This window comes from Kitasatospora sp. NPDC127035, assembly GCF_042726075.1.
In the GTDB taxonomy this organism is placed as follows: Bacteria; Actinomycetota; Actinomycetes; order Streptomycetales; family Streptomycetaceae; genus Kitasatospora.
In genome coordinates this window covers 87,641-110,737 of sequence record NZ_JBHXDN010000006.1, presented here as the reverse complement: position 1 = coordinate 110,737, position 23,097 = coordinate 87,641, and the positions used below count along the sequence as shown (strand labels likewise).

Here is a 23,097-nt window from a genome sequence, read left to right as displayed (position 1 = left end):
GCGAGGGGAGCGGCTGTGAGCCGACGACTGCGGTACATCGGAAGCAACTCGGGGAACAACGGATGCCCGACGCTCTACGAGGATGTCGAGACCGGAGAGGTGCTGGTGCAGGGCGACGCCGTCACCGACCCCGACGAAGTGGCCCAGCTCCGCAACGCCATGGACAGCCCGCCCACCCCGGGGCAGCGGTACCTGCTCGACAACGCCGAACGGAACAGTGCCGTGGGCGAGGACATCCGGTACCTCTGGCGCGCCGACGCCGATCATCTCGGCCTTCCGGCGGAGGACACCTGGCTGTTCGACTCGCGCGTGATCGCCCTGCTGCGCTTCGACCCCGACGACGATCTGACCGGCGTGGAGCTGATCACCGACCCGGTCCAGGTGGCTCGCGCCTGCCAGGTCCGGGACGCTGCCCGGCACTTCGCCACGCCGCATCGGGCGTTCGTCGCCGGGGTACCGTCCGGCGTGTGACCACCGACTTCCGACAAGCGAGAATCGCCCTCGGCCTACGGCTCCGCGAGCTGCGCACCGAGGGCGGTCTCACGGGCCGGCAACTGGCCGAGCACCTGGGCTGGACCCAGTCCAAGGTCAGCAAGCTGGAGACCGGCCGACAGACCGCCACCCACGACGACCTCAGGGCTTGGGCAACGGGTGTCGGCCGGCCTGGCGCGGGGCCCGAACTGACGGCCAGGTTGCGGGCGTTCGAGTCGCAGTCCCGGTCATGGCGACGGCAACTCGCGGCCGGACACCGGCCGGTGCAGGACACGCTGACGATCGAGTACGAGCGGTCGACGGTCATGCGCGCCTGGGAAGGCTCCATGATCGTCGGCATGCTCCAGACGGCCGACTACGCCCGACACGTGTTCAACGCGTACGTGGACCTCCACCGGTCGCCGCGCGATGTCGAGGAGGCGGTACGAGCCCGCGTTCGACGGCAGGAAACCCTCTACCGGCCGGGCAAGCAGTACCGCATCGTCATGTGGGAGGCCGCGCTGCGTGCCCGGCTCTGCCCGCCCGCCGTCATGGCCGCTCAGTTGGACCGGCTCAGCGGCGTGATCGGTCTGGACACCGTCACCCTGGGCATCGTGCCGTTCGAGGCCCAGCTCACCCTTCCGCCCGCCAACGGCTTCTGGATCTATGACGAACGGCTTGTCATTGTCGAGGACTGGCACGCGGAACTGTGGCTGGACCAGGCGGAGAACGTGGCCCTGTACGCGCGTGCCTGGGAAACGATGGCCGGCGCAGCCGTCTTCGGACCGGACGCCCACAGGGTTCTGGCGCGGTGCCGTAGGGCACTCGGAGCCGTCTGAGGAATCCTCGCGCATCCGGCCCGCGAGCCCTGGAATATTCGAGAATCACAGGCCCATCGGTGGTTCCCGCAGGCATAGCGTGCCGGCCAAGGAGCTTCGACCGACGCGGAAGGCCCACCCGCACCCCCCTGAAGGACCCACCGCCCCCGGCCGGTCCTCACCCACGAAGGGCTCGGCGATGCGCCGTTGACGACCGGGCAGCGTCAACGGCGGGCGGCACTGCCGACCCGCTCGGACCGCCGCCGCGCAGAGCCCCGCCCGTCCGTCCCCGATGGCGGACTGCAGGATCCATGGCCGCAGAAGCGGATCGGGTCCGACCTCAGAGTCAGGAGAGTCCACATGATGTCGATCAGCACGGAGCGGATCACGGGCCGGTCCCTCGTCGACCCGGCCCTGTTCGAGCGGATGGTCACCCGGATCGCCGGAGAGGAGGAGATGGACCTCGCGCTCGCCGAGCGAGTCATGGACCAGGCCCTCGCCTTCCTGGGAGCGTGCGCAGTCAACCCCGGCGCCAGGCTCGCCCCGTCGAGCCTGGTGGACATCGGATGGCACACGTTCATCCTGCACACCACCGACTACGCCGAGTTCTGCCGCTCGCTGTCCGGCCGGTTCCTCCACCACGTGCCGACCGAGGGCGCGGGCGAGTCCGCCGAAGGCGTCGGCATCGCCACCACGGTGGCCGTCATCGGGGCGAGCGGGTACGCCGTGGACCCCGAACTGTGGAGCATGTCCGCCGAGTGTTCCGAGGGCAGCGGAGGAGACGGAAGCGACACCAGCGGCAGCGGTAACTGCTCGCAGTGCCACCGCGGTTGCCACAGCAGCTAGGAGCCGATCAGATCGCCCGCCCAGCCCTGCGGTCCGGGACCGGGCGGGCCCGACCCCGAGGAACCCCCGATGACCGACATCTGGAAGCAGCTACCGGACGCCCTGCGCATCAGCATCGAAGGGCGGACCGGCACGGTGACCGCCGCCGTGCCTCCCACGGCGGGAACGGTGTCCGACTTCGCCGCCACGCTGGAGACGACCGGCGGGCCGGTCTTCTGCAAGGCCGTGCGCGAGGACAACCCGAAGGCGTGGATGCACCGCCTGGAGTCCGTCGTGAACTCCGTGCTGCCGCCGCACATCGCGCCCCGCATGCTCTGGAAGGTCGAGGCCGGCGGGTGGCTGGCCCTGGGGTTCGAGCACGTTCCCGGCAGGCACGCGGATCTTTCTCCGGGGTCCGCCGACCTGCCGTTGGTCGCCCGGACGCTGGAGACGCTCGCCGGAACACTGACCCCGGCGCCGCCCCTGCGCGCCTTCAGCCTGGCCGATCGGTGGTCGGGACAGGACTTCTGGCACCACCTCGGTAACCGGCACCGGGACCGACTCGATCCGTGGACCGTGGCACGGCTGGACACGCTGGTCCTGGCCGAACGCGAAGCACCCGACCTGATCGACGGCAGGACCCTGGTCCACACCGATCTGACCGGGCCGAACCTCCTCGTGGACGGCGCAGCCGTGCGCGTCGTCGACTGGGCCTTCCCCGCCCCCGGCGCCGCATGGGCCGACACGGCTTACGTGGTCGTCCGGCTGATCGAGGCAGGGCACACTCCCGAGCGCGCCGAGCGGTGGGCCGACGGCATCTCCCTGTGGCGTGCCGCGCCCCACCGGTCCGTCACGGCCTTCGTCGCGATCCTCACCGGCTTGTGGACCCTCCGCGCCGCCGAGACGCCCGGGCGGCAGTGGGACGCCCTGGGCGCCCACGGACTCGCCTGGCTTCGCCACCGTCTCGGGTAGCCGCCCGGAACAGGTCCGGCCGCCGACGCCTCCGCGCAGCAGCCGGACCTCCGCACCCTCAGTCGGGGAAGGCGGGCCGAGCACGGCAGGCGAGCACCCCGGTCGATCGCCGTCGCAGGTCAGGCGATCCACGGCGGGACGACGCGGTCGCCGGTCTCCGGGTTGACGGCCCGTGACGGGGTCGGGGAGGCGACCACGGCGGTGAAGCCGCCCTCGGAGCTCATCCGGCGGACGACCTCGGCCGGCAGGACGAGGGTGTCCCCGGCGGCGACCGCCAGGGCTTCACCCGCCAGGTCGACGGCGGCGGAGCCGGTGAGGAAGGTCCACACCTGCTCGGTGTCCATGGCGTGGCGGGGGCCCGAGCTCCCGGGTGCCATCTCGACCTTCCAGAGCGCGAGGCCCGTACCGCCCTGGGCGGGCGAGGCGAAGGTGGTCATGACGGCGTTGGGCGTCTCGGTACGACGGGCCTCGGTACTGCGGATGACGGACAAGAGCGGTTGACCCCCTACAATGGACAATCAAGTTGTCTATATAGTCAATGAGGTTGTCGATCGTGTCAAGGGAGAACGACCCGCAGCAGGACGAGGCCCCCCGGACCACGCCCGAATCCCGGGCGCAGCCCGGCTACGAACTGCCGCTCCGCCTGCTGCTCGCCTTCCGGGTGATCATCGACGAGCTGCACGAGCGCATCGCCCGCGAAGGCCACCCGGACCTCCGGCCGATGCACGGCTTCGTCTTCCAGGCGATCGGGCCGGAAGGCACCACGGCGGTCGAGCTGGGGCGGCGCCTCGGCGTCTCCAAGCAGGCCGCCGGCAAGACCGTCGAGCACCTCGAACAGCTCGGCTACGTCGAACGCGGGACCGATCCGGCCGACGCCCGGCGCAAGGTGGTCAGGTTGACCCCCCGCGGTGTCGACTGCCTCGTCCGCTCCGCCCGGATCTTCGAGGAGCTGCGCGGACAGTGGTCCGCGACCCTCGGCGGCGAGGAACACCTGCGCGCCCTGGAGGCGGCCCTGCGCACCCTCGCGCCCGGGGACCCGTTCCGGCTGGACACCCCGCGCTGGTTCGGGGCCCCGTAGCGAGGGGCGACGGGGAGAGAGGGGAGGAAGGGGAGAGAGGGGAAGGAGGGGAGGAAGAAGAGAGAGGAGAGGGAGCGTCAGAAGGAGCGGCCCTCGCCGTGGTAGGGCAGCTCGTGCCCGACCGGGTCCGGGCGGTCGCGGCGGTCGGCGCAGAGCGTCGAGGAGAGCCGGGTGAGCAGTGCGGCGAGGTCGTCGAACTGCTTCTCGTCCCAGTCGCCCAACAGGTCCGCGAGCTGCTCCCGGCGGGCGGCGACCAGCTTGAGCGCCACCTCCTCGCCCGGCTCGGTGAGCCGCAGCGGGAGGCCGCCGGTGCGGGACGCCAGGCCGTTGCCCTCGACCTCCCGCACCGCCTCCTCGACCACCGCGAACGGCACGATCCGACGCTCCGCCAGTTCGGCGGGCTCGACCGACCCCTGGTGGTGCATCTGGAGCAGCAGCCAGCTGGACGCGGGTTTCAGGTCGAGCCCCGCGGTGGCGGTGATCCGTTTGAACAGGTCGCGCCGGGCCTCCCGACTGCTCAGCACGGACAGCGCCCGGCTGATCTCGTCCAGCGAGGAGCGCTGCACCGGGTTGAGGCCGATCGACTCGCTGAGGTCGGGAGCGGTCACGGTGGTCCGCAGCTTCTGCTCCTTCAGGAACAGCGAGAGCACGAACGCCACCACGGCGACCGGCACCGCGTAGAGGAAGACCCGGGTGATCGACTCCGCGTACGCGTGGTAGATGTCGGCCTGCGTCGCGGCCGGCAGGCCGCTGATGACGCGCGGGTCCGAGGTGATCGCGTCGGGGTTGAAACCGGGTGGGAGCGTGGCGCCCGCCAGGGCGGTCCGCAGCCGGTCGTTCAGCCCGGACGCGAAGATCGTCCCGAAGATCGAGACGCCGAAGGAGGCGCCGATCGAGCGGAAGAAGGTGGCGCCCGCGGTCGCGACGCCCAGGTCCTCGTACCCGACCGAGTTCTGCACGATCAGCACCAGGACCTGCATCACCAGGCCCAGTCCGAGGCCGAAGACCAGGAAGTAGCAGCTCATCTCGAAGGTGCTGCTGTGCTCGTCCAGCCGGGAGAGCAGCAGCAGGCCGACGACGGTGACAGCCGTCCCGGCGATCGGGAACGCCCGGTAGTGGCCGGTGCGGGCCACGATCTGACCGGAACCGATCGACGTGGCGAGCATGCCGAGCACCATCGGCAGCATGTGGATGCCCGACATGGTCGGCGAGACCTGCATGACCACCTGAAGGAACGTGGGCAGGTAGGTCAGCGCGCCGAACATCGCGAAGCCGATGACGAAGGAGATGACGGCCACCAGGCTGAACGTCCGGGACCTGAAGAGGCGCAGCGGCAGGACGGGTTCGGCCGCCGCCCGCTCGGCCAGGACGAAGGCGACCAGCAGCAGCACGCCGAGCACGCCCAGCCCGACGATCTGCCACGAGCCCCACGCCCAGGTGGTGCCGCCGAGCGAGGTCATCAGCACCAGACAGGTCGCGACGGACGCGATCAGCACCGTGCCCAGGTAGTCGATCCGGTGACTCCGCTTCACCTCCGAGCCGTGCAGCACGGTGGCGATCACCACCAGGGCGACCACGCCGACCGGCACGTTGATGTAGAAGACCCAGCGCCAGCTGAGGTTGTCGACGAAGAGCCCGCCGAGCAGTGGACCGAGCACGCTGGTGACGCCGAAGACCGCGCCGAAGAGGCCCTGGTACTTTCCGCGGTCCCGGGGGGCGACCAGGTCGCCGACGATGGCCTGGGAGAGCACCATCAGGCCGCCGCCGCCCAACCCCTGGAGCGCGCGGAAGGCGATCAGCTCGCCCATGTTCTGGGCGATGCCGCAGAGCACCGAGCCCAGCAGGAAGATCACGATGGAGGCCTGGAAGAAGACCTTCCGGCCGTACATGTCGCCGAGCTTGCCCCAGAGCGGGGTGGCCGCGGTGGAGGCCAGCATGTAGGCGGTGACCACCCAGGAGAGGTGTTCGAGGCCGCCGAGGTCGCTGACGATGGTGGGCAGGGCGGTCGAGACGATGGTCTGGTCGAGCGCGGCGAGGAGCATCGCCAGCAGCAGGGCGCCGATCGGCACCCAGAGGTTGGGGGCGTTGGCCTCCGGAGGGCCCGGCTCGCTCACCGGGGCCCGGTCGGGGCCTCGGTCGGACGCGGCGATCGGATCCGTCATGGCGTCTCCGTAGCGGTGTCAGCGGTGTCAGCGGTGTCGGCGGTGTCGGCGGTATCGGCGGCAGTGGTGGTGCCGGGGGCAGCGGTGGCGGCGGTCACGGCAGCCCGGTGCGCCCGGGGGCGCCGTTCGGATGATCACTCCCGATTCACCATGCTGTCAGAAATGCCCGGATTTGCTCCGTTCAGTTGAGCCGAACGTAAGCGGCACCGCCATGCGCCCGACATGTGGACGCCGGGCCTGCCACACCGACCGTTCATCAGTTCCCAACCGACACCAACCGGCACAAGGCCCCCACACCGGGCCGGACGCCCCTGTCCCGTCTCAGGGACGTCCTGCATAATCAGGCCCGTCCGCCACCTGGAACACGAGTCCGAGTCCGGGAGACCGAGCGAGAACCGAGGAGGGCCGGCCGATGCCGGACCAGCACTGCCCGACGTGCGGCACCGTGCGCTCCGCCGGGTGCAGGTGCTTCCCGGACCGCGCCCTCGACGAGACCACCGTCCTGCCGCACATGGAGGGCCCGCCGCTGGTCCGCCCGTACGTGCCGCAGGCGGTCGGGCAGGTCTCGGACGGCCCGTCGGACGGGACCGCCGGCGATCCGTTCGCCACCACGGTGCCGCCGTCGGCCGCCCGGCCCCGGACGGCCCCGACGCCCCCGCCGCCGGACCGTCCTCCGGTCGCCCCACCGCTGGGCCCGGACGCCGACGCCTACGCGACGACGGTGCTCCCGCCGCTCGCGTCGGCCCCCCAGTTCCCCCCGCCGTTCCCCCCGCAGCACCAGCCGTACGCCGCGTCGCCGCCCGAGGGGCTCCCGCCCGCCGAGCCCGCCGCTCCCGAGGCCGGCGAACTCGGTGTCTTCCCGTTCGCCCACGACGCCCACGGCTCCGCGTCCCACTCCGCCGCGACCGACGGCGCCGCGCCCGCCCCCGGCGGCCGGGCCGCCCGGCGCGCGGCCGAGCAGGACGCGGGTCCGGTCCCGCTCGCCCGGCGCAGGGGGGTGCTGGTCGCGGCCGGCGCCGCGCTGCTGGCGGTCACCGTCGGCATCGCGTACGCGGTGACGCCCTCCGCCGAGCCGGAGCGTCTGGCGGTGCCCGTCCCCACCACGACAGCGGCGCCGGCCCCGGTCGACCCGACCACCCCGGCCCAGCCGAGCCCGAGCGCGCCGGCGCCCACCAGCAGCTCCCCGAGCCCGACCAGGACGACCGCCAAGCCGAGCCCGACCCGGTCGACGGCCACCACCGCGGCGCCCGCGCCGATCACCCCGCCCGTGAGCGCCGCGCCCCCGGCTCCGGCACCGGCTCCCGACCCGGTCCCCCCGGCGCCGAGCCCCTCCGCCGAGACGCCACCCGCCACGACGCCCACCCCCACCCCGACGCCCGCTCCGACGGCCACCTCGACGCCGACGCCCACCTTCCAGCCACTGAAGTACGGGATGAACGGGCCGGAGGTCCTCACCCTGCAGAAGAAGCTGGCCGTCGTCATGTGCTGGATGAGCGTCCCGACGACCAGCAACTTCGACCGTCGAACCGAGAGCTCCGTCGCCTACTTCCAGGTGCTGCAGGGGGTGCAGGGCGACGAGAGCGGGGTCTACGGGCCCCACACGGCCGCCGCCCTGGCGAAGCGCACCACCTGCTGAACCGGCCCGGCACCCCGTCGGTCGGGGGCCGGGCCGGCTGCGGCAGGACTCCGGGCGTCAGCCGGTGATCGCCTGGAAGATGCTGAACCCGGCCATCAGCACCATCACACCCGCCGCCACGCGGATGATCATCTTCATCGGGACGTGCTTCAGCAGCTTCTGCCCGCCCAGGATCGCGATCCCGGCGACGGCGCAGAGCGCCAGCCAGGCGCCCAGACCCACCGCGAGCGGGTCGGCGTACTTGGCGGCAAGGTTGGCGGTCATGATCTGGGTGAGGTCGCCGAACTCGGCGATCGCCACGACCACGAAGCTGGCTCCGGCGACCTTCCAGAAGCTGTTGGCGGTGGGCTCCTTGGCCTCGTGCCCGTCCTCGTCGCCACCGCCGTGGAAGAGCAGCATCGCCGCGCCGGCCAGGAACAGCACGCCGGTGACGCCCTCCACCCAGCGGTGCGGCAGCAGCGAGAGCAGGTGCCCGGCGACCAGGGCGATGCCCACCTGGAGGGCGAAGGCGGCGGCGATGCCGGCGAAGACGTAGCCGGCGCGGTACTTGGCGCCGAGCATCAGACTGGCCAGGGCGGTCTTGTCCGGCAGTTCGGACAGGAAGACGATGCCGAAGGTGATCGCGGCTACGGTCAGGCTCATCGGGGGTTCGGTCCCTCGGGTCGGGCCGCCGGACTCCCGCGGCTCCGTCAGGGGACGCTTCGGCCCGACAGCGCTGGTTGGAACATCACAGCACTGCGGCCGAAGGTCTCGCCGGCACCCCTGTGCGGTGTGCCCCGGGCGCCGGGCCCCGCAGGGGGCCAGTATGTCGACGGTCCGGTGGAGGGCTACTCCCCTTCAACGGCACCCACCCTACCCGATCCCCTCCCCCGGCCGCCCGGCGCGGACCAGACCGCGGCCCACCAGCTCCAGCACCGCCACGACCGCCACCGCCTCCACCACCAGCAGCCCGACCAGCACGAACAGCTGCACGGCGCCCGCCTGGACCGGTGACGCCCCGCCGAGCAGCATGCCGACGAAGGCGCCGGGCAGCGTGACCAGGCCGACCGTCCGGGTCTGGTCGAGCGCCGGGACGAGTGAGGTGGCGGCCGCGCTGCGGCAGATCTCCAGCCGGGCGTCCCGTTCCTCGAAACCGAGCGCCAGCGCGGCCTCCACCTCGCCGTGCCGCTGCCGGAGCTCGTCCAGGGCGCGCCGGCCGGAGAGCGAGGTGGCGGTGAGCGCACCGCCGATCAGGATGCCGGAGACCGGGATGACGGAGAGGCCCTCGGGCGGCAGGAGCCCGGTGCCGAGCAGCAGCGCGAGCACCGGCAGCACCCCGGCCCCGATCGGCGCGGCCGCCCACATCCAGGCGCGACCGCCCCCGCCGGGCATCCCCTCTCCACCGGCCGCCCCCTCTCCGCCCGCCGCTTCCTCGGCGCCCGCGCCCGCCGTGCGCCGCCCGCCGGGCATCCACCGGCCGACGGCCGCCCGCAGACCGCTCCGCACGCGCCGCCCGCCGCCCGTGCGCGGGCCGTCCACCATCCGCTGCCCGGCGGTCCGCACCGCGACCGCGAACATCAACAGCACGAAGAGCACCGACCACCCGAGCGAACCGGCCACCCAGCTGATCACCACGGCGACGGCAGCCAGCTGCACCACCGCGCGCAGCCCGGCCCGGAGCACCGCGGACCCGTGCCCGAGCCGACCCCACCCCGCGACCGCGACGGCCGCGGCCAGCAGCAGCGCGGTGACCACCCCGAGCACCGGGGTGACCGGGAGCAGTTGGTCCTGCGCGGCCGCGAGCGCCGCCACGGGTCAGATCCAGCTGGTGAACCACATCCGGTCCTGCCAGGACGTCATCGGGATCACCTCCGCCGTGTACAGCGGGTGGAAGAAGGCGAAGCAGGCCATGATCGCCAGCACGATCACCCCGGCCCCGGCCGCACCGATCCGTCGCCGCTCGGGCGTGCACCCCTCCGGCCCGAGCATCGCTCCGAGCATCTGGGCGACGGCCAGGCAGAGGAAGGGGACGAGCACCACCATGTAGAAGGAGAAGACGGTCCGCTCCTGGTACTGGAACCACGGCAGGTAGACGCCGGCGACGCCGCAGAGCACCGCGCCCGACCGCCAGTCGCGGCGGAAGAACCAGCGCCACAGCAGGTAGAGGAGCGCGAAGCAGGCCGCCCACCAGAGCAGCGGCGTGCCCAGGCCGAGGATCTGCGACGCGCAGCCGCCGGACGCGGTGCACCCGCGCTGCCCGTTCGGCACCTGCTCCCAGTACATGGAGACCGGACGGCCCTGGACCAGCCAGCTGAACGGGTTGGACTGGTAGGTGTGCGGGGTGCTCAGGCCGGTATTGAAGTCGTACATCTGGGCGTGGTAGTGCCAGAGGCTGCGCAGTGGCGCCGGCACCCAGCTCATCGGGACCTGCGGGAGGGGGACGCCGAGGAAGCTGTCCGCGGAGAGCCCGGCCCGGTCGTCGGCCCAGTGCCGGTCGAAACCTCCGCCGGTGCCGCCCCTGCCGCCGCCGGTGAACAGCCAGCCGGCCCAGCCGCCGACGTAGACGACGAAGGCGACACCGACCGTGGAGAGGAAGGCGGGCAGCGCGTCGCGGCGGAGCATCGAGCGCCAGGGACGGCGGGCGCCGGCCCAGCGCCGACCGGACTGGTCCCAGAGGACGGTGAGCAGGCCGAAGGCGGCGAGCACCATGGCGCCGTTCCACTTGACCCCGCAGGCGCCGCCGAGGAACACGCCGGCGGCGATCCGCCACGGGCGCAGGCCGAGCCGGACGGCGTCACCGCCGTAGGTGTCCCGGACGGCGGCCAACCGGACCCGGGCGTGGTCGCGGTCGACGAGCAGCGAACCGAAGGCGGCGAGCACCAGGAACATCTGGACGCCGTCCAGCAGGCCGACCCTGCTCATCACCAGCTGGAGGCCGTCGACCGCCATCAGCAGGGCGGCGGTGCAGCCGATCAGGGTCGAGCCGAAGAGCCGGCGGCCGATCCGGGCCAGCATCAGCACGGCGACCGTGCCCAGCAGCGCGGTCATGAACCGCCAGCCGAAGGGGTGCAGGCCGAAGGCCCACTCGCCGAGGGCGATGACCCACTTGCCGAGCGGCGGGTGGGCGATGAACTCGGGGGCCGCGGTGAGCGGGATGTGCTGCGGGACGCCCAGGATCTCGGAGTTGGCGTTCTCCGGCCAGGTGCCCTCGTAGCCCTGTCGCAGCAGCGACCAGGCGTCCTTGGGGTAGTAGGTCTCGTCGAAGACGAAGGCGTTGGGGTACCCGAGGTTCCAGAACCGCAGGAGTCCGGCGAAGAGCGCCACACCGATCGGGCCGAGCCAGTCGGCCCGGTCGGCCGCCTTGCGCAGCAGCCCCCGCCGCCCCGGTTCCGGGGCTGCGGGGGCTGGTGGTGCGGGTGGGTGCGTGAGCGCCACTTGCGTCATAGCCTCGCCGATTTCGCCTGTCTCGCCTGTGCCGGCCGGGGCCGGGCGGTCAACAGCCACTGACACTATGTGCCGGTGGTCGCGAAGCCAAGCGCGACGGGCTCCGTCCAGGTGACCTGCTCGATCCTGGTCCGGCGCCCGTTTCGTACACCTGTCCCACCCGGTGGCGGGCTCCCCCGGCGGTCACCCGTCGTGATCGCCCGCTGCCGTCGCCCGCCCCCGTCGCCGCTGCCGTCGCGCGCGGCCCGCGCCCCGCGGTCGGGACGCCGGTCGCGCGCCCGGCGTCACGCCGCGGTCTGGAGCTCCCGGACCACCGGGACCGGCGTGCGGACCACGGCCGGGGCCGCGTTGTCCTGGGCCGCGGTGAGGTACGGCCGCAGGCGCAGCGCCATCACCACGATCAGCACGGTGCAGCCGGCCATCGCCGCCAGGTAGAGCGGCCAGGTGCCGGAGCCGACCAGCAGCACGCCCACGGCCGGGCCGACGGCGATCGCGATCTGCTTCACGAGGGCGTAGCCGGAGTTGTAGGTGCCGAGCAGCCGGGCCGGGGCGAGGTCCGCGACGATCGGGCCCAGGGTGGGCGCGAGCAGCGACTCGCCGACGCCGAACAGGGCGTAGATCGAGACGATCGCGACGGTGGCCGCCATCGTCTCGGTCCGGATCAGACCGGCGACCAGGGCCATCGTCCAGGCGCCCAGCCAGACCACTCCGGCGGCGGCCATCGCGGTGGTCCGCCGGCGGCGGGCGGTGATCCGCACCACGAACATCTGCAGCACCACGATGGTCAGCGCGTTGGCGCCGATCGCGATGCCCAGGGTGGAGGGGGCGGTGCCGACGGTGTCGGTGGCGAACGCCGCGACGCCGGACTCGAACTGGCCGTAGCAGGTGAAGAAGATCAGCCCGGCGAGCAGGCAGAGCCGGAACATCGCCTTGTCGGCGACCAGGGCGCGCAGGCCCTGCGGACCGCCGGCCTTCCCCTGGACCGCCACCGGCGCGGCGTTCGGGATCCGGGCGGTGCCGGTCACCAGGGCGAGGCCGAGGAAGGTCGCGGCCTCGATGGTGAAGAGCCGGGTCAGGCTGGCCGGGTCGGCGACGTCCACGATCTGTCCACCGACCAGCGCGCCGATGCCCATGCCCAGGTTGATCAGCGTGAACTGCAGAGCGAAGGCGTGCGAACGGGTCGCGGCCGTCGAGCAGCGGACGATCATCGTGGCGAGCGCCGGCTGGCAGGTGGTGACACCCGCGCCGAACAGGAAGGAGGAGACCAGCAGGGCCGGGGTGTCGGTGGCGTGACCGAAGGCGAACGCGCCGGTGGCGGCGAGCGCGGCACCGGCGAGCAGCACCGGACGCGGGCCGTACCGGTCGATGCCGCGGCCGGTGAACGGCAGGACGGCGAGCGCGGCCAGCGCGAAGACGGTGAACACCATCCCGGCGGCCAGCGACCCCAGTCCCCGCACCTGGTCCACGTACACGAACATGTACGGCATCGTGAACCCGCTGCCGAACGCGCTGAGCGCGTTGCCGATCTGGACGCGGCGCAGCGGGCCGCCCGCCCCGCGACGCTGCTGCCTCTGCTGCTTCACCGTGCCGGTCACCGTGCACACCCCTTCGTCGAGCTCCGCCAAGGCCGGATCCGTCAAGGATCCGTTGGCTTTCACTGGATACTCTTAAGGCCGGAAGACTTAAGAGCTAAAGTTTGACCCTAAAGTCTTAGCACTGGAAGAGTGCTGAGTCAAAGGCTTAAGGAGTGCACCTCTTCATGCGACACTGGTCGGCATGACTGCAGAGAAGCCCGCGCCGGCCACCGACCGCGAGTTGGGCATCGCCGAGCAGGTGGCCGTCTACCAGCGGGAATTCCCCATGGTGGATCCGCAGGTGGAGACCATCGTGCAGACGCTCTCCCGGGTCGCCCGGCGGATGACCGTCGCCTACGACCGGCAGCTCACTGTGCTGGGAATCACCTCGGCGGAGTGGGAGGTGCTCAAGGCACTGGTGGTCTCGGGCAGTCCGTACCAGCTGGGGCCCGGCGAGCTGGCCAAGCGGCTCGGACTCACGCCGGCCGCGATGACCCACCGGATCGACCGCATGGTCACCGAGGGCCTGGTCACCCGGGAACGGGACGAGGCCAACCGGGTCCGGGTGATCATCGAGCTGACCGACCTCGGCCGCGACAAGTGGTTGGAGTCGATGCGGATGGCCGCCGGCTTCGAGGAGGAACTGCTCCAGGACGTCGTGGGCGAGGACCGCACCGTCCTCTCCGGGATCCTGGCGCGGATGCTCCGCCGGATCGAGGAGAGCCAGCCGGACGCCCTCGGCCGCACCGCCGACCTGGGCTGACGGCCCGCAACGACAGCAGTCCGGCCCACCGGGGAGACTCCCCCGGCGGGCCGGACTGCTGTGTACTGCGGTGCACTGCGGTGCGAGGGTCCGTCAGGCCCTCGAACACTCGGGCACTCGGGTCTCCGCTCCGCGGATCTCCAGGTGCACGGGCGTTCAGGTGCTCAGGTGCTCAGGTGGTCGAACCGGGGGGTTCAGCAGGGACCGTTGTCGGTCCAGACGCCCCACTGGCCGGCCAGCGACGGGTCGTCGCCCTTGGTCCACCACTTGTTGGTGTAGTAGCGACCCTTCCAGGAGACCTTGGTCGGGGTGGCGTAGGTGGTGGCCGAGTCCCAGCTCGGGGCAGCGGCGCAACCCGGCGGGGTGGTCGGCGGAGTGGTCGGCGGCGTCGTCGGAGGAGTCGTCGGCGGGGTGGTCGGAGGCGTCGTCGGCGGCGTGGTCGGCGGGGTGGTCGGAGGCGTGGTGGGCGGCGTGGTCGGCGCGGCCGGGCAGGCGGCGGCGGAACCGTTGGTGGCCTCGACCATCTTGTCGAACAGCGCGGTCTTGGTGCCCAGGTCGTACAGCGAGAAGGCGAAGGAGCCGCCGAGGCCGTTGCAGTGGGCGTAGTCGATCTTCGCCTGGATCGAACGGGCGTCCTCACCCGACCAGAACGTCGAACCGTCGTAGAAGTACGTGGTCTTCGCGGTGTCGTCCCAGAAGGTCTTCGCCGGGTTGTCGACGAAGCCGGCCAGCTCCTTGTACATCTGGATGCCGGGGACGTTGCCCGAGAGCGCGGCACCCGCGGCGGGGCCGGTGGCGGGCTGGAAGAGGCCGTTCTTGCCGTTGTTCTGGACGCCGGTCCAGCCACGGTAGTAGAACGGGACACCCACGTTGATCTTCTTGGCGGGGAAGCCGCCGGGGATGCCGTAGTCCGGGTCACCCGCGGTGTACGCCTTGATCGCCGCGTCGACCGAGTACTTGCCGTTGCCCGGCTTGGCCGGGGTCATCGGGTCGTTCGGACCGGAGTAGATCGGGGCCTGGTGGTTGGTCGGGCCCTTGGCGTCCCACGCACCGTGCATGTCGTAGGTCATGATGTCCAGGAACGTCAGGTACTGACCGATCTTGTCGGTCTCGACGTTCCGGATCTTGTCCTGGCCGGCGCCGACCGCCGCCGCGGTGGCGTAGGTCTTGTTGTCGGCCTTGCCCTGGGCGTCGAGCTGCTCACGCAGCTCCTTCAGCAGCAGGGTGAAGTTCTGCTTGTCGTTCGGGCTCTCCAGGTTGCCGGCGTGGCCGCCACCGCCCGGGTACTCCCAGTCGATGTCGATGCCGTCGAAGATGCCGGCCGCCGAGCCCGGGCCGCCGTAGCCGGCGTCGACCGGCAGGTTGCCCTTGATGAACATGTCGATGCAGGACGAGACCAGCTTCTTGCGGGAGGCGTCCGTGGCCGCCGCCGCCGAGAAGAACTTGGAGTAGGTCCAGCCGCCCAGCGAGATCAGGATCTTGAGGTTGGGGTTCTTCGCCTTCAGCTTCTTCAGCTGGTTGAAGTTGCCCGCGATCGGCTGGCCCCAGGCGTCGCCGACGCCGTCGACCGAGATGTCCGGACCGAAGCTCTTCTGGTAGTCCGCGAACGCGTCGCCCGCGCCGTCACCGGCGTTCGGGTTGTTGTCGTCCTGGTTGGCCGCCTTGGTGGCCTGGAAACAGGAGAGGTTGGTCGGGTGGATGTTGGCGAACGAGTAGACCAGGTAGTCCAGCTTCCCGGCCACGCCGGTGTCCTGGATCGTCTTGGGGTAGTACGCGTTCGCGTAGATCGACCACTGGTCGAAGTAGGCGACCTTGATGCCGCCGCTGGTGGCGGGCGCGCCGGTGGTGTTGGTGACGGCGGCGTTGGCCGCGGTCCCGCCGGAGAGGGCGAGGCCCGCGCCGAGCAGCAGGGAGGCCGTGGTACCGGCGGCGATCGCGGTCAGGCTCTTGGACCGCCGACGACGGCCGCCCTCCTGAACCGGGGCCCCGGCCCTTTCGATGCGTGAACGGAGCATGGGTGCGTGACTCCTGGTGTGGGGGATTCCGTCCGTCCCGGGCGCTCGTACGGGGTGGGGCCGTACGACCAGGACATGACAGAACGGGATGGGGAATCGAGCGAGAGCATGCCTTCGACGGACGCCGGGAGAAGCCGAACCGGCGCCAGTGGCGAACCACTGACGCCGGTTCAGGGGCTCCCTGCACCTGGGCACTAAAATGGACTAGACCAACTACCCCGTCAAGGGGTGATGTTGAGGCTTGAGCCGCCCTTAAGGTTCCCCCGTGACCGGGCCGACCCCGCTGACCTGCGGGTCAGCGGGGTCGGCCGGGCCGGAGCAGGCGACCGGTACCGGCCGCCGGCGGCTCAGTACCGCACGGCATTGGCGACTACGGCCTTGACCGAGCCCGTGAGGTCCCGGTTGCTGCGCGCGGTCCCCTGGCCGCTCTGTCCGGCCGCCACGTCCGAGATGTTGACCACCGCCGCGTCCAGCACGTTGCCGGAGTCGTCGGTGAAGTTGACCTGGACCACGTACCGGTTGGCCTGCTGCTCGTGGTTGTTCACGGTGACCGGCACCTCGACCTTGCCGTCCGAGGCGGTGGTCACCGCACCCAGCGACGTGTCCCCCTTGGCATCCAGGCCGCCCTTGATCCCGGCGATCGCCGAGGACGCCGCGGCCTGCGCCGACGCGGCGGACGACGAGAGCCCGCCCGCCACCGACGCGGCCGCCGAGGAGAGCCCACCCGCCGCCGAGGACAGCGCCGAGCTCGCCGCCGACGCGGCGGCCGAGGCGGCGCCCGCGATCCCCGACTGCACCGCGGCGGCGGCCGAGGAGACGGCGTTGCTCGGCGCGGAGTCCGAGGAGCAGCCGGCCAGTGCGGCCCCGCCGAGCACCGCGGCGCCCAGCACCGCCGCCAGCGCCCGGCGCGGACGGCGGACGGCCGGCGCGGCCTGGTCCTGGACGGTGGGCCGGGGCGGGGCGGCCCGGTCCCGCGCGGTCGGCCCGGGCCGGGCGACGGTCCGGCGGGACGGAGCCGCAGTGCGGCTGAGCGGCTGGCGATCCATCGGGGTCCTCGATTCTGGCCTGCGCCGGAGGGCCCGGCACGCCTCCCGCCCACCCTCCGGGGGCCGGGGCGGGCCTGCCATCAGGGCTGGTGCGTTCGGGTGAGCACCCTCCGGAGCCGCCCCCGGGGCACCCGGGCGGGAGCCCGGCGGTGCCCGGGGCCGCAGACCCGGGGCCGCGGTGCCCGGGCGGGAGGCCGGAGCGGCGCCCGGCGCGCCCCGGAGGGCGGCCGGGGGTCGGCCCGGCACGCCCCCGGGGAGCGCCCGCAGGTGCTCAGGAGAGCCCCGCGCCCTCCTGCTCCTGCGCCTCCACCGCCGCCCGCTCCTCCTGCAACCGGACGACGTGCCGGCGCCGCGCCACCACCCCGTACGCCGAGGCCGCGCTGCCGGCGAAGGCCAGCACGCCGACCCACGGCCGGTTGAAGACGTGCCCGGTCAGATGGTCCAGCGAGTACCGGCCGGGGCCGGCCAGCCCCAGCGCCAGACCGGCCGCCCCCAGGAAGGCCGGGTACTCGTAGCCGCCCGAGGTCATGAAGAACCCGGCCGGGGCGTGCACGGCGACCGCGCCAGCCATGGTGCCAGCGACCACGGCGCCGGCCGCGGGCGTGGCCAGACCGGCGACCAGCAGCGCGCCGCCGCCCGCCTCGCCGAGCCCCGCCGCCAGGGCGCTCTGCCGGGCCGGGTGGAAGCCCATCGCCTCCATCGCCTTGGCGGTGCCGTCCAGGCCACCGCCGCCGAACCAGCCGAACAGCTTCTGGGTGCCGTGGGCGATCAACACCCCGCCGACGGCACCGCGCAGGGCCAGCAGGCCCAGGTCGATACGGTTCAGAGCCATGTCGCATCCTCTTCCAGTCACCAGCGGAGGGACGATCCGGTTTCCATAGCACCGGACGACGCCCGACGGCTCGACTCGGGACCGCCATCCGGGCGATTTCAGGCCCGGCCGGGAATGAACCGCCACCGGCGTGGCCGGCGCCGGACGACACCGTGCCCGGGGGCGTGGCGGCCGGACCGCGCCGACCGCCGAAGGGATGCTTGGCCCATGTTCGTCTTCAACCTGAGCAGCGCCTTCATCGCCTTCTTCGCCGTCGTGGGCCCGCCGAAGGTCCTGCTGTCCTTCGCCCGGCTGGCCGGCACCCGGTCCACCGCGGAGCTGCGTCGGCTGGCCGCCTGGAGCACGATCATCTCGGCGGTGATCGGCGTGGTGCTCGCCTTCAGCGCCGACTTCGTCACGTCGCTGTTCCACATCAGCGACCAGTCGTTGCAGCTGGCCGGCGGGACGATCTTCTTCACCTACGCGATGGCACTGGTCTTCGGCGTCCACCTGGGCGGGGGCACCGACGAGGAGGACGAGCACCTCGCCAACCCGATGGTGGACGGCATCCGCGAACTGCTGCTGCCCTACATCGCCAGCCCGCTGGCGGTCACCGCGGTGCTGGTCGGCTCGCTCACCAAGGACGACTGGGGCTGGCGGGTCACCGTGGCCGGCGCGTACCTCGCCGTCGTGCTGATCAACTACGTCTGCGTGTCCGTCCTCGCCCCGCTGATGCGCCACACCCACCGCACCTCGCTGGAGGTGGTCTCCCGGCTGCTCGGCCTGCTGCTGGCGGCGGTCGGCGTCGAACTGTTCCTGAACGGACTGGCCGGGCTGGGCCTGCACCTGCCCGACGGGCACTGAGCCCCGACGGGCAGGGCGGCGGCCGGGCGTGGGAGGCGGCCCGGCGTGGGAGGCGGCCGGCACGGCGCCGGCCGGGCGGGCGGGGCCGCGGTCGGCCCGCCCCGCTCAGCCGGCCGTGGTCAGCCGGACCATCACCTCGCCGATCCGGTCCCGCACCAGCGGGTCCGCGACCAGCCCGTCCGGCCCGACGTCCCCGCGCGCCAGCGGGACCCGCACGCAGGCCTCCTCCACCACGACCGCCCCGGTGTACCGGAGCACGGTCCGGAGCGCCTCCTCCGCACCGAGCCCCCGGCCCGGCCCGGCCGTGCTGATCCAGGCAGCCGGCTTCTCCGCGATCTCGATGCCGCCCACCGTCCAGTCCAACAGGTTCTTGAAGGCGCCCGGCAGGGTGCCCGCGTACTCGGGGGCGCAGATCAGCAGCGCGTCGGCGGCCTCGATCGCGGCCCGCAGCCCGGTGACCGGCTCCGGCAGCGGGTCGGTGTCCAGATCCGGGTTGAAGTGCGGCAGCCCGCCCAGACCCGTGTAGTAGGTGGCGGTGATGCCCTCGGTGAAGCGCGCGACGGCGGCGGCCGTGCGCAGCACCGTCTCGTTGGCGGATCCGGCGCGCAGGCTGCCCGGGAGCAGCAGGATGTGACGGTCGTTCGGGTCGTTCGGCATGGCGAGGAACCTACTCCCTCCGCCGGCCCCGGTCCGCCGCCGGGCCGTTCACGCCGCCCGGCCGCCTGCGCACCGCTTCCGCCCCGGGCTACGGCACCTCCACCGGCCGCCAGGGCACCGGGCTGGAGAGGATCATCGAGCTGGACGGCTGCCCGTAGCCGCCGAGCCGGTCGGTCAGCGCCTCGAAGTCGGCCATCGTCGGCACCGCGACCAGCAGGACGCAGCAGGCCCCTCCGGTCACCCGGTGCAGTTGGAGCACCTCCGGCCAGGCCGCCACCGCGGGGTCGCGCAGCAGGCAGCGCGGTCCGTAGCACTGGATCTGCACCAGGGCGGTGATCGGCAGCCCGGAGCGGGTCAGGTCCACGTGGGCGTGGTAGCCGGTGATCACCCCGTCGGCCTCCAGACGGCGCACGCGTTCGGCGACGGCGGGTGCGGAGAGGCTCACACGGCGGGAGAGTTCGTTGTACGAGAGCCGGGCGTCGGCCTGCAGCTCGGCCAGCAGACGGCGGTCGACGGCGTCCATCACGGCTCCTCGCGGATCGGTTTCGAGTGGCTGGATCCCGCTGCTTTGCGATCGTGAGGAGAATCGGGAAAACGCCTCTCGTACGACAGGCCCGGTCGCGGTTGCCGTGCCCGCCACCCATTCAAATGCGGGCCGGGGCCGCCGCACAATGGGGCCGCGGCGACGTCCGGGGCGGCAGGACCGAATTCCGGGCCCGTCCGGTTATCGGCCGTCCGGCTGTCGGACCCCTGGATGTCCGTCGCCGCAGAACCAGAAGGGATCGGCATGGGTCACGACACGGTGGAGACACCCAGCCTGTCGTTCGGTCGGGGCGGGGAGCCGGGTCGGGGCACCCCGTACGCCCGCTACGCCCGGCTGGAGGAACTGCACAGCCTGCAGCACCCGCTCAGCAAGGTCCCGGCGGAACTCTCGTTCATCGTCACCACCCAGGTGATGGAGTTGCTCTTCGACCTGTTGCGGCACGAGTGGACCCTCGCCCAGCAGGCGATGCGCGAGGACGACCTGCCGACCGCGCTGGCCGCGCTGCGGCGCGGCACGCACGCCCAGGACGTGCTGGTGGAGTCCTGGGACCTGCTGGCCGCACTGACCCCGCAGGAGTTCAACGCCTTCCGCTCGGTGTTCGGCGAGGCCTCGGGCTTCCAGTCGTCGGCCTTCCTGCACCTGGAGTTCCTGATCGGCAACAAGAACGCCGCGCTGCTGCGGATGTACCGGGACACCCCGGAGACGCTCGCCGAACTGACCGGCGCGCTGCACGCTCCCGGCCTGTACGACGACGCGCTGGCGCTGCTGGCCCGGCGCGGCCTGGTGGTGCCGCACGAGGCGTCCGACCAGCGGTACCAGGAGGACGAGGCGGTGACGGCGGCCTGGCGGCGGGTCTACACGGAGCCGGAGTTCGCCGGGCTGCTGCCGCTCGCCGAGGCGCTGCTGGACGTCGCCGAACGGGTGACCCGCTGGCGTCAGCGCCACCTGGCGTCGGTGAAGCGGTCGATGGGCGCCAAGCCCGGCTCGGGCGGTTCGAGCGGCCTGACCTGGCTGCGCCGCGCGGCCGAGCAGGACGTCTTCCCGGAGCTGTGGACCGTCCGGAACGAGCTGTGACCGGCGCGGCCGGCGGCACGGGCAGAACGAACGAGAGGCTGGGCATGATCACGCGCGAGGAGTGCGGGGCGCTGGACGCCGCCGACCCGCTGGCGGCGTTCCGCGGGGAGTTCGCCCTCCCGCCGGGGGTGGTCTACCTCGACGGCAACTCGCTCGGCGCGCTGCCGGTCCGCACCCCCGGGCGGGTGCGGCAGGTCGTCGAGGAGGAGTGGGGCCGGGAGCTGATCCGCAGCTGGAACGACGCGGGCTGGTTCGAGCAGCCGTACCGGCTGGGCCGGCGGATCGCGCCGCTGGTCGGAGCCGCTGCGGAGGAGGTGGTGGTCTGCGACACCACCTCGGTGAACCTGTTCAAGGTGCTGACCGCCGCCCTGCGGCTGCGCCCCGGTCGGGGGACGGTGCTCGGCGACGGCGCGGCCTTCCCGACCGACCTGTACATCGCCGAGGGCGTGACCGGGCTCGTCCCCGGCGCCCGCAGCCTGCTGGTGGACCCGGCGGAGCTGGACGCCCACCTGGACGCGGACGTCGCCGCGGTCGTCCTCTCGCACGTCGACTACCGCACCGGCGAGCTGCTGGACATGCCCGGGATCACCGCCCGGGTGCAGGCCGCCGGGGCGCTGATGATCTGGGACGTCTGCCACTCGGTCGGCGCGCTCCCGGTCGAACTCGGCGCGAGCGGCGCGGACTTCGCGGTCGGCTGCACCTACAAGTACCTGAACGGCGGACCCGGTTCGCCGGCCTTCCTCTACGTGGCCGGCCGGCACCTGGAGGCCGGCCCGGAGCAGCCCCTGAGCGGCTGGTTCGGACACGCCCGCCCGTTCGCCTTCGAGCCGGGCTACGCGCCGAAGGACGGCATCGGCCGCTTCCTGACGAGCTCGCCCTCGCTGCTCGGACAGGCCGCGCTGGAGTCCTCGCTGGACGTCTGGGAGCGGGTCGACCGGGCCGCCGTCCGGGCCAAGAGCCTGGCGCTGACCGACCTGTTCGTCTCGCTCGTGGAGGGGCTGGACGGGATCGAGGTGGCGACCCCGCGGGAGCACGCCCGGCGGGGCAGCCAGGTCGCGCTGCGGCACGCCGACGGCTACCCGGTGGTGCAGGCGCTGATCGCGCGCGGGGTGATCGGGGACTTCCGGGCGCCGGACCTCATGCGGTTCGGCTTCACCCCGCTCTACCTCTCGTACACCGACGTGTGGGACGCCGCGCGGCACCTGGCGGAGGTGCTGGAGAGCGGCGAGTGGAAGGACGAGCGCTTCGCCCGCCGCGGCGAGGTGACCTGACCGGCCCGGACGGCCCCTCCCCCGCAGGACCGGGCGAGGGGCCGCCGCCGCCGGACCTCCGTCGGGGCCGCCGTCGGGCCGGCTTCAGACCGCCGTCAGTTCGGCGATCAGCCGCCGGTAGACCCCGAAGGCCGGCTTGGGCGTGTAGTCGTCCCGGAGCAGGCCGAAGTGGTGGAAGGGACCGGGGCCGGCGCTGTCCGCGTCCCGGAGGCCGAAGTGCCCGTAGCCGGTGACGTTCAGCTCGGCGGCGAGGCCCGCGACCGTCCGGACCACCTCCTCCACCACCTCGGCCTGCCGCCCCTCCGAGCGGTCCGGCCCGGTCGGCCAGCCGTGCTCGCAGATCCGGATCGGCACCGCCGGGCCGATGCCGGCCGCGGCGACGCTCTCCTTCCGGAAGCCGGCGAGCACCGCCGCGACCACCTCGGCGAGCCGCTCGGCCGGGACGGGGCGGAAGACGTCGGGGAAGAAGTCCAGACCGACGTAGTCGAGCGCGCGGTGGAACCGCTCGTCGGCGAGCGCGCCGAGGTCCGGCCAGAACGTGTCGGCGGGGTCGAAGGTCAGCACCGCGTTGAACCCCACCGCGAGGTCGAGGCCGCAGGCCAGTGCCTCCTCCTTGGCCGCCACCACCCCCTGGACCAGGGCCTGCCGGACGTTCGGGACGGAGCCGTCGAGCACCGGCGAGTCGGCGTTCGGCTCCTCGCAGATCTGGAGCACGCCGATCCGGTGGCCCTCGGTGCGGACGGTCCGCCGGACGAAGTCGAGCCAGCCGTCCAGCCGTCCGGTCGGCTCGCGGAACTGCAGGACGAGGTCGAGCCGGCGGCCCTCGACGGCGTAGCGCTCCGGCCCGGCCGGGGTGGGCGGGGTGGCCGGCCCCTCCGGGTACGAGCGGTAGGCGCGGACGAGCAGGGTGGGCGCCCCGCCCTGGAGGTCACGCAGTGCGGCCGTGATCCGGTCCGGGTCGTCGGGGCTCACGGGTGCGACCGTGCCGGTGTCGTCGCCGAGCAGGCCGCCGGGATAGATGCCGAAGGTGAAGGTCATGCCTCACCGTAGCCGACATTATTGGTGTCACTGCAAGTTTGGTGCGGCACTATGA

General features: G+C 72.7%; 22 protein-coding genes. 10 read left to right on the top strand and 12 right to left on the bottom strand.

The window, feature by feature from the left end:
• The first annotated feature begins 15 nt into the window (after positions 1-15).
• From ACFWIC_RS05590 to ACFWIC_RS05575, 4 genes are all read left to right on the top strand, one after another.
• On the top strand, positions 16-471 hold the full coding sequence (locus ACFWIC_RS05590) for a DUF6879 family protein (protein WP_380516077.1): 456 nt from the start codon (positions 16-18) through the stop codon (positions 469-471).
• Positions 468-1,310, top strand: a complete 843-nt coding sequence (locus ACFWIC_RS05585) for a helix-turn-helix domain-containing protein (RefSeq protein ID WP_380516074.1) — start codon at positions 468-470, stop codon at positions 1,308-1,310. The genes ACFWIC_RS05590 and ACFWIC_RS05585 overlap by 4 nt, the downstream gene beginning before the upstream one ends.
• A 339-nt stretch (positions 1,311-1,649) precedes the next feature.
• Positions 1,650-2,135, top strand: a complete 486-nt coding sequence (locus tag ACFWIC_RS05580) for a hypothetical protein (protein ID WP_329951608.1) — start codon at positions 1,650-1,652, stop codon at positions 2,133-2,135.
• Between the two features lie 69 nt (positions 2,136-2,204).
• Complete coding sequence (locus ACFWIC_RS05575) at positions 2,205-3,086, top strand: phosphotransferase (RefSeq protein WP_380516071.1); 882 nt, start codon at positions 2,205-2,207, stop codon at positions 3,084-3,086.
• A 119-nt stretch (positions 3,087-3,205) separates the two neighbouring features.
• On the opposite strand, the gene ACFWIC_RS05570 is transcribed toward ACFWIC_RS05575, so the two are convergent.
• Entirely contained in the window at positions 3,206-3,577 is a 372-nt protein-coding gene (locus tag ACFWIC_RS05570) for a cupin domain-containing protein (RefSeq protein ID WP_380354151.1), read from the bottom strand.
• Between the two features lie 62 nt (positions 3,578-3,639).
• Here ACFWIC_RS05570 and ACFWIC_RS05565 point away from each other — a divergent pair, with 62 nt between their 5' ends.
• Positions 3,640-4,164 carry a MarR family winged helix-turn-helix transcriptional regulator gene (locus tag ACFWIC_RS05565; RefSeq protein WP_380354223.1) on the top strand — a complete coding sequence of 175 codons (525 nt, stop codon included), beginning with the start codon at positions 3,640-3,642 and terminating at the stop codon, positions 4,162-4,164.
• A gap of 77 nt (positions 4,165-4,241) precedes the next feature.
• On the opposite strand, the gene ACFWIC_RS05560 is transcribed toward ACFWIC_RS05565, so the two are convergent.
• On the bottom strand, positions 4,242-6,326 hold the full coding sequence (locus tag ACFWIC_RS05560; protein WP_380354149.1) for a DHA2 family efflux MFS transporter permease subunit: 2,085 nt from the start codon (positions 6,324-6,326) through the stop codon (positions 4,242-4,244).
• Between the two features lie 412 nt (positions 6,327-6,738).
• Here ACFWIC_RS05560 and ACFWIC_RS05555 point away from each other — a divergent pair, with 412 nt between their 5' ends.
• The gene (locus ACFWIC_RS05555) at positions 6,739-7,962 is read left to right on the top strand and encodes a peptidoglycan-binding protein (RefSeq protein ID WP_380516066.1); all 1,224 of its coding nucleotides are present in this window, start codon (positions 6,739-6,741) and stop codon (positions 7,960-7,962) included.
• A gap of 57 nt (positions 7,963-8,019) precedes the next feature.
• On the opposite strand, the gene ACFWIC_RS05550 is transcribed toward ACFWIC_RS05555, so the two are convergent.
• The 4 genes from ACFWIC_RS05550 to ACFWIC_RS05535 all read right to left on the bottom strand — a co-directional run bounded on the left by ACFWIC_RS05550 (position 8,020) and on the right by ACFWIC_RS05535 (position 12,968).
• On the bottom strand, positions 8,020-8,604 hold the full coding sequence (locus ACFWIC_RS05550) for a TMEM165/GDT1 family protein (protein WP_329878883.1): 585 nt from the start codon (positions 8,602-8,604) through the stop codon (positions 8,020-8,022).
• Positions 8,605-8,814: 210 nt separating this feature from the next.
• Positions 8,815-9,753 carry an ABC transporter permease gene (locus ACFWIC_RS05545; protein WP_380516063.1) on the bottom strand — a complete coding sequence of 313 codons (939 nt, stop codon included), beginning with the start codon at positions 9,751-9,753 and terminating at the stop codon, positions 8,815-8,817.
• 3 nt (positions 9,754-9,756) lie between these two features.
• A complete protein-coding gene (locus ACFWIC_RS05540; protein WP_380516060.1) occupies positions 9,757-11,385 on the bottom strand; it encodes a dolichyl-phosphate-mannose--protein mannosyltransferase in 1,629 nt (542 codons plus the stop codon).
• A gap of 284 nt (positions 11,386-11,669) precedes the next feature.
• Entirely contained in the window at positions 11,670-12,968 is a 1,299-nt protein-coding gene (locus tag ACFWIC_RS05535) for an MFS transporter (RefSeq protein ID WP_380516329.1), read from the bottom strand.
• Positions 12,969-13,161: 193 nt separating this feature from the next.
• Here ACFWIC_RS05535 and ACFWIC_RS05530 point away from each other — a divergent pair, with 193 nt between their 5' ends.
• A complete protein-coding gene (locus tag ACFWIC_RS05530; protein ID WP_329951602.1) occupies positions 13,162-13,722 on the top strand; it encodes a MarR family transcriptional regulator in 561 nt (186 codons plus the stop codon).
• Between the two features lie 194 nt (positions 13,723-13,916).
• On the opposite strand, the gene ACFWIC_RS05525 is transcribed toward ACFWIC_RS05530, so the two are convergent.
• The 3 genes from ACFWIC_RS05525 to ACFWIC_RS05515 all read right to left on the bottom strand — a co-directional run bounded on the left by ACFWIC_RS05525 (position 13,917) and on the right by ACFWIC_RS05515 (position 17,615).
• Positions 13,917-15,737: a glycosyl hydrolase family 18 protein gene (locus ACFWIC_RS05525; protein WP_329951601.1), complete on the bottom strand. Its 1,821-nt coding sequence runs from the start codon at positions 15,735-15,737 to the stop codon at positions 13,917-13,919.
• 347 nt (positions 15,738-16,084) lie between these two features.
• On the bottom strand, positions 16,085-16,783 hold the full coding sequence (locus ACFWIC_RS05520; RefSeq protein ID WP_380516056.1) for a hypothetical protein: 699 nt from the start codon (positions 16,781-16,783) through the stop codon (positions 16,085-16,087).
• Positions 16,784-17,054: 271 nt separating this feature from the next.
• Positions 17,055-17,615 (bottom strand): DoxX family protein, encoded by a 561-nt coding sequence (locus tag ACFWIC_RS05515; RefSeq protein WP_329878889.1) that lies wholly within the window; start codon positions 17,613-17,615, stop codon positions 17,055-17,057.
• 207 nt (positions 17,616-17,822) lie between these two features.
• On the opposite strand from ACFWIC_RS05515, the gene ACFWIC_RS05510 reads away from it, so the two are divergent.
• Positions 17,823-18,458 (top strand): MarC family protein, encoded by a 636-nt coding sequence (locus tag ACFWIC_RS05510; RefSeq protein WP_329878890.1) that lies wholly within the window; start codon positions 17,823-17,825, stop codon positions 18,456-18,458.
• Between the two features lie 105 nt (positions 18,459-18,563).
• On the opposite strand, the gene ACFWIC_RS05505 is transcribed toward ACFWIC_RS05510, so the two are convergent.
• Together ACFWIC_RS05505 and ACFWIC_RS05500 are read right to left on the bottom strand one after the other, a co-directional pair.
• Complete coding sequence (locus tag ACFWIC_RS05505) at positions 18,564-19,115, bottom strand: NADPH-dependent FMN reductase (protein ID WP_329878891.1); 552 nt, start codon at positions 19,113-19,115, stop codon at positions 18,564-18,566.
• 88 nt (positions 19,116-19,203) lie between these two features.
• Positions 19,204-19,638, bottom strand: a complete 435-nt coding sequence (locus tag ACFWIC_RS05500) for an Lrp/AsnC family transcriptional regulator (protein ID WP_329878892.1) — start codon at positions 19,636-19,638, stop codon at positions 19,204-19,206.
• A 264-nt stretch (positions 19,639-19,902) separates the two neighbouring features.
• On the opposite strand from ACFWIC_RS05500, the gene ACFWIC_RS05495 reads away from it, so the two are divergent.
• On the top strand, positions 19,903-20,733 hold the full coding sequence (locus ACFWIC_RS05495) for a tryptophan 2,3-dioxygenase family protein (RefSeq protein WP_329951599.1): 831 nt from the start codon (positions 19,903-19,905) through the stop codon (positions 20,731-20,733).
• A 44-nt stretch (positions 20,734-20,777) separates the two neighbouring features.
• The gene (gene kynU / locus ACFWIC_RS05490; protein ID WP_380354132.1) at positions 20,778-22,004 is read left to right on the top strand and encodes a kynureninase; all 1,227 of its coding nucleotides are present in this window, start codon (positions 20,778-20,780) and stop codon (positions 22,002-22,004) included.
• Between the two features lie 84 nt (positions 22,005-22,088).
• Here kynU and ACFWIC_RS05485 read toward each other — a convergent pair whose 3' ends face one another.
• A complete protein-coding gene (locus ACFWIC_RS05485) occupies positions 22,089-23,042 on the bottom strand; it encodes a hypothetical protein (protein WP_380354129.1) in 954 nt (317 codons plus the stop codon).
• Between the last annotated feature and the right edge of the window lie 55 nt (positions 23,043-23,097).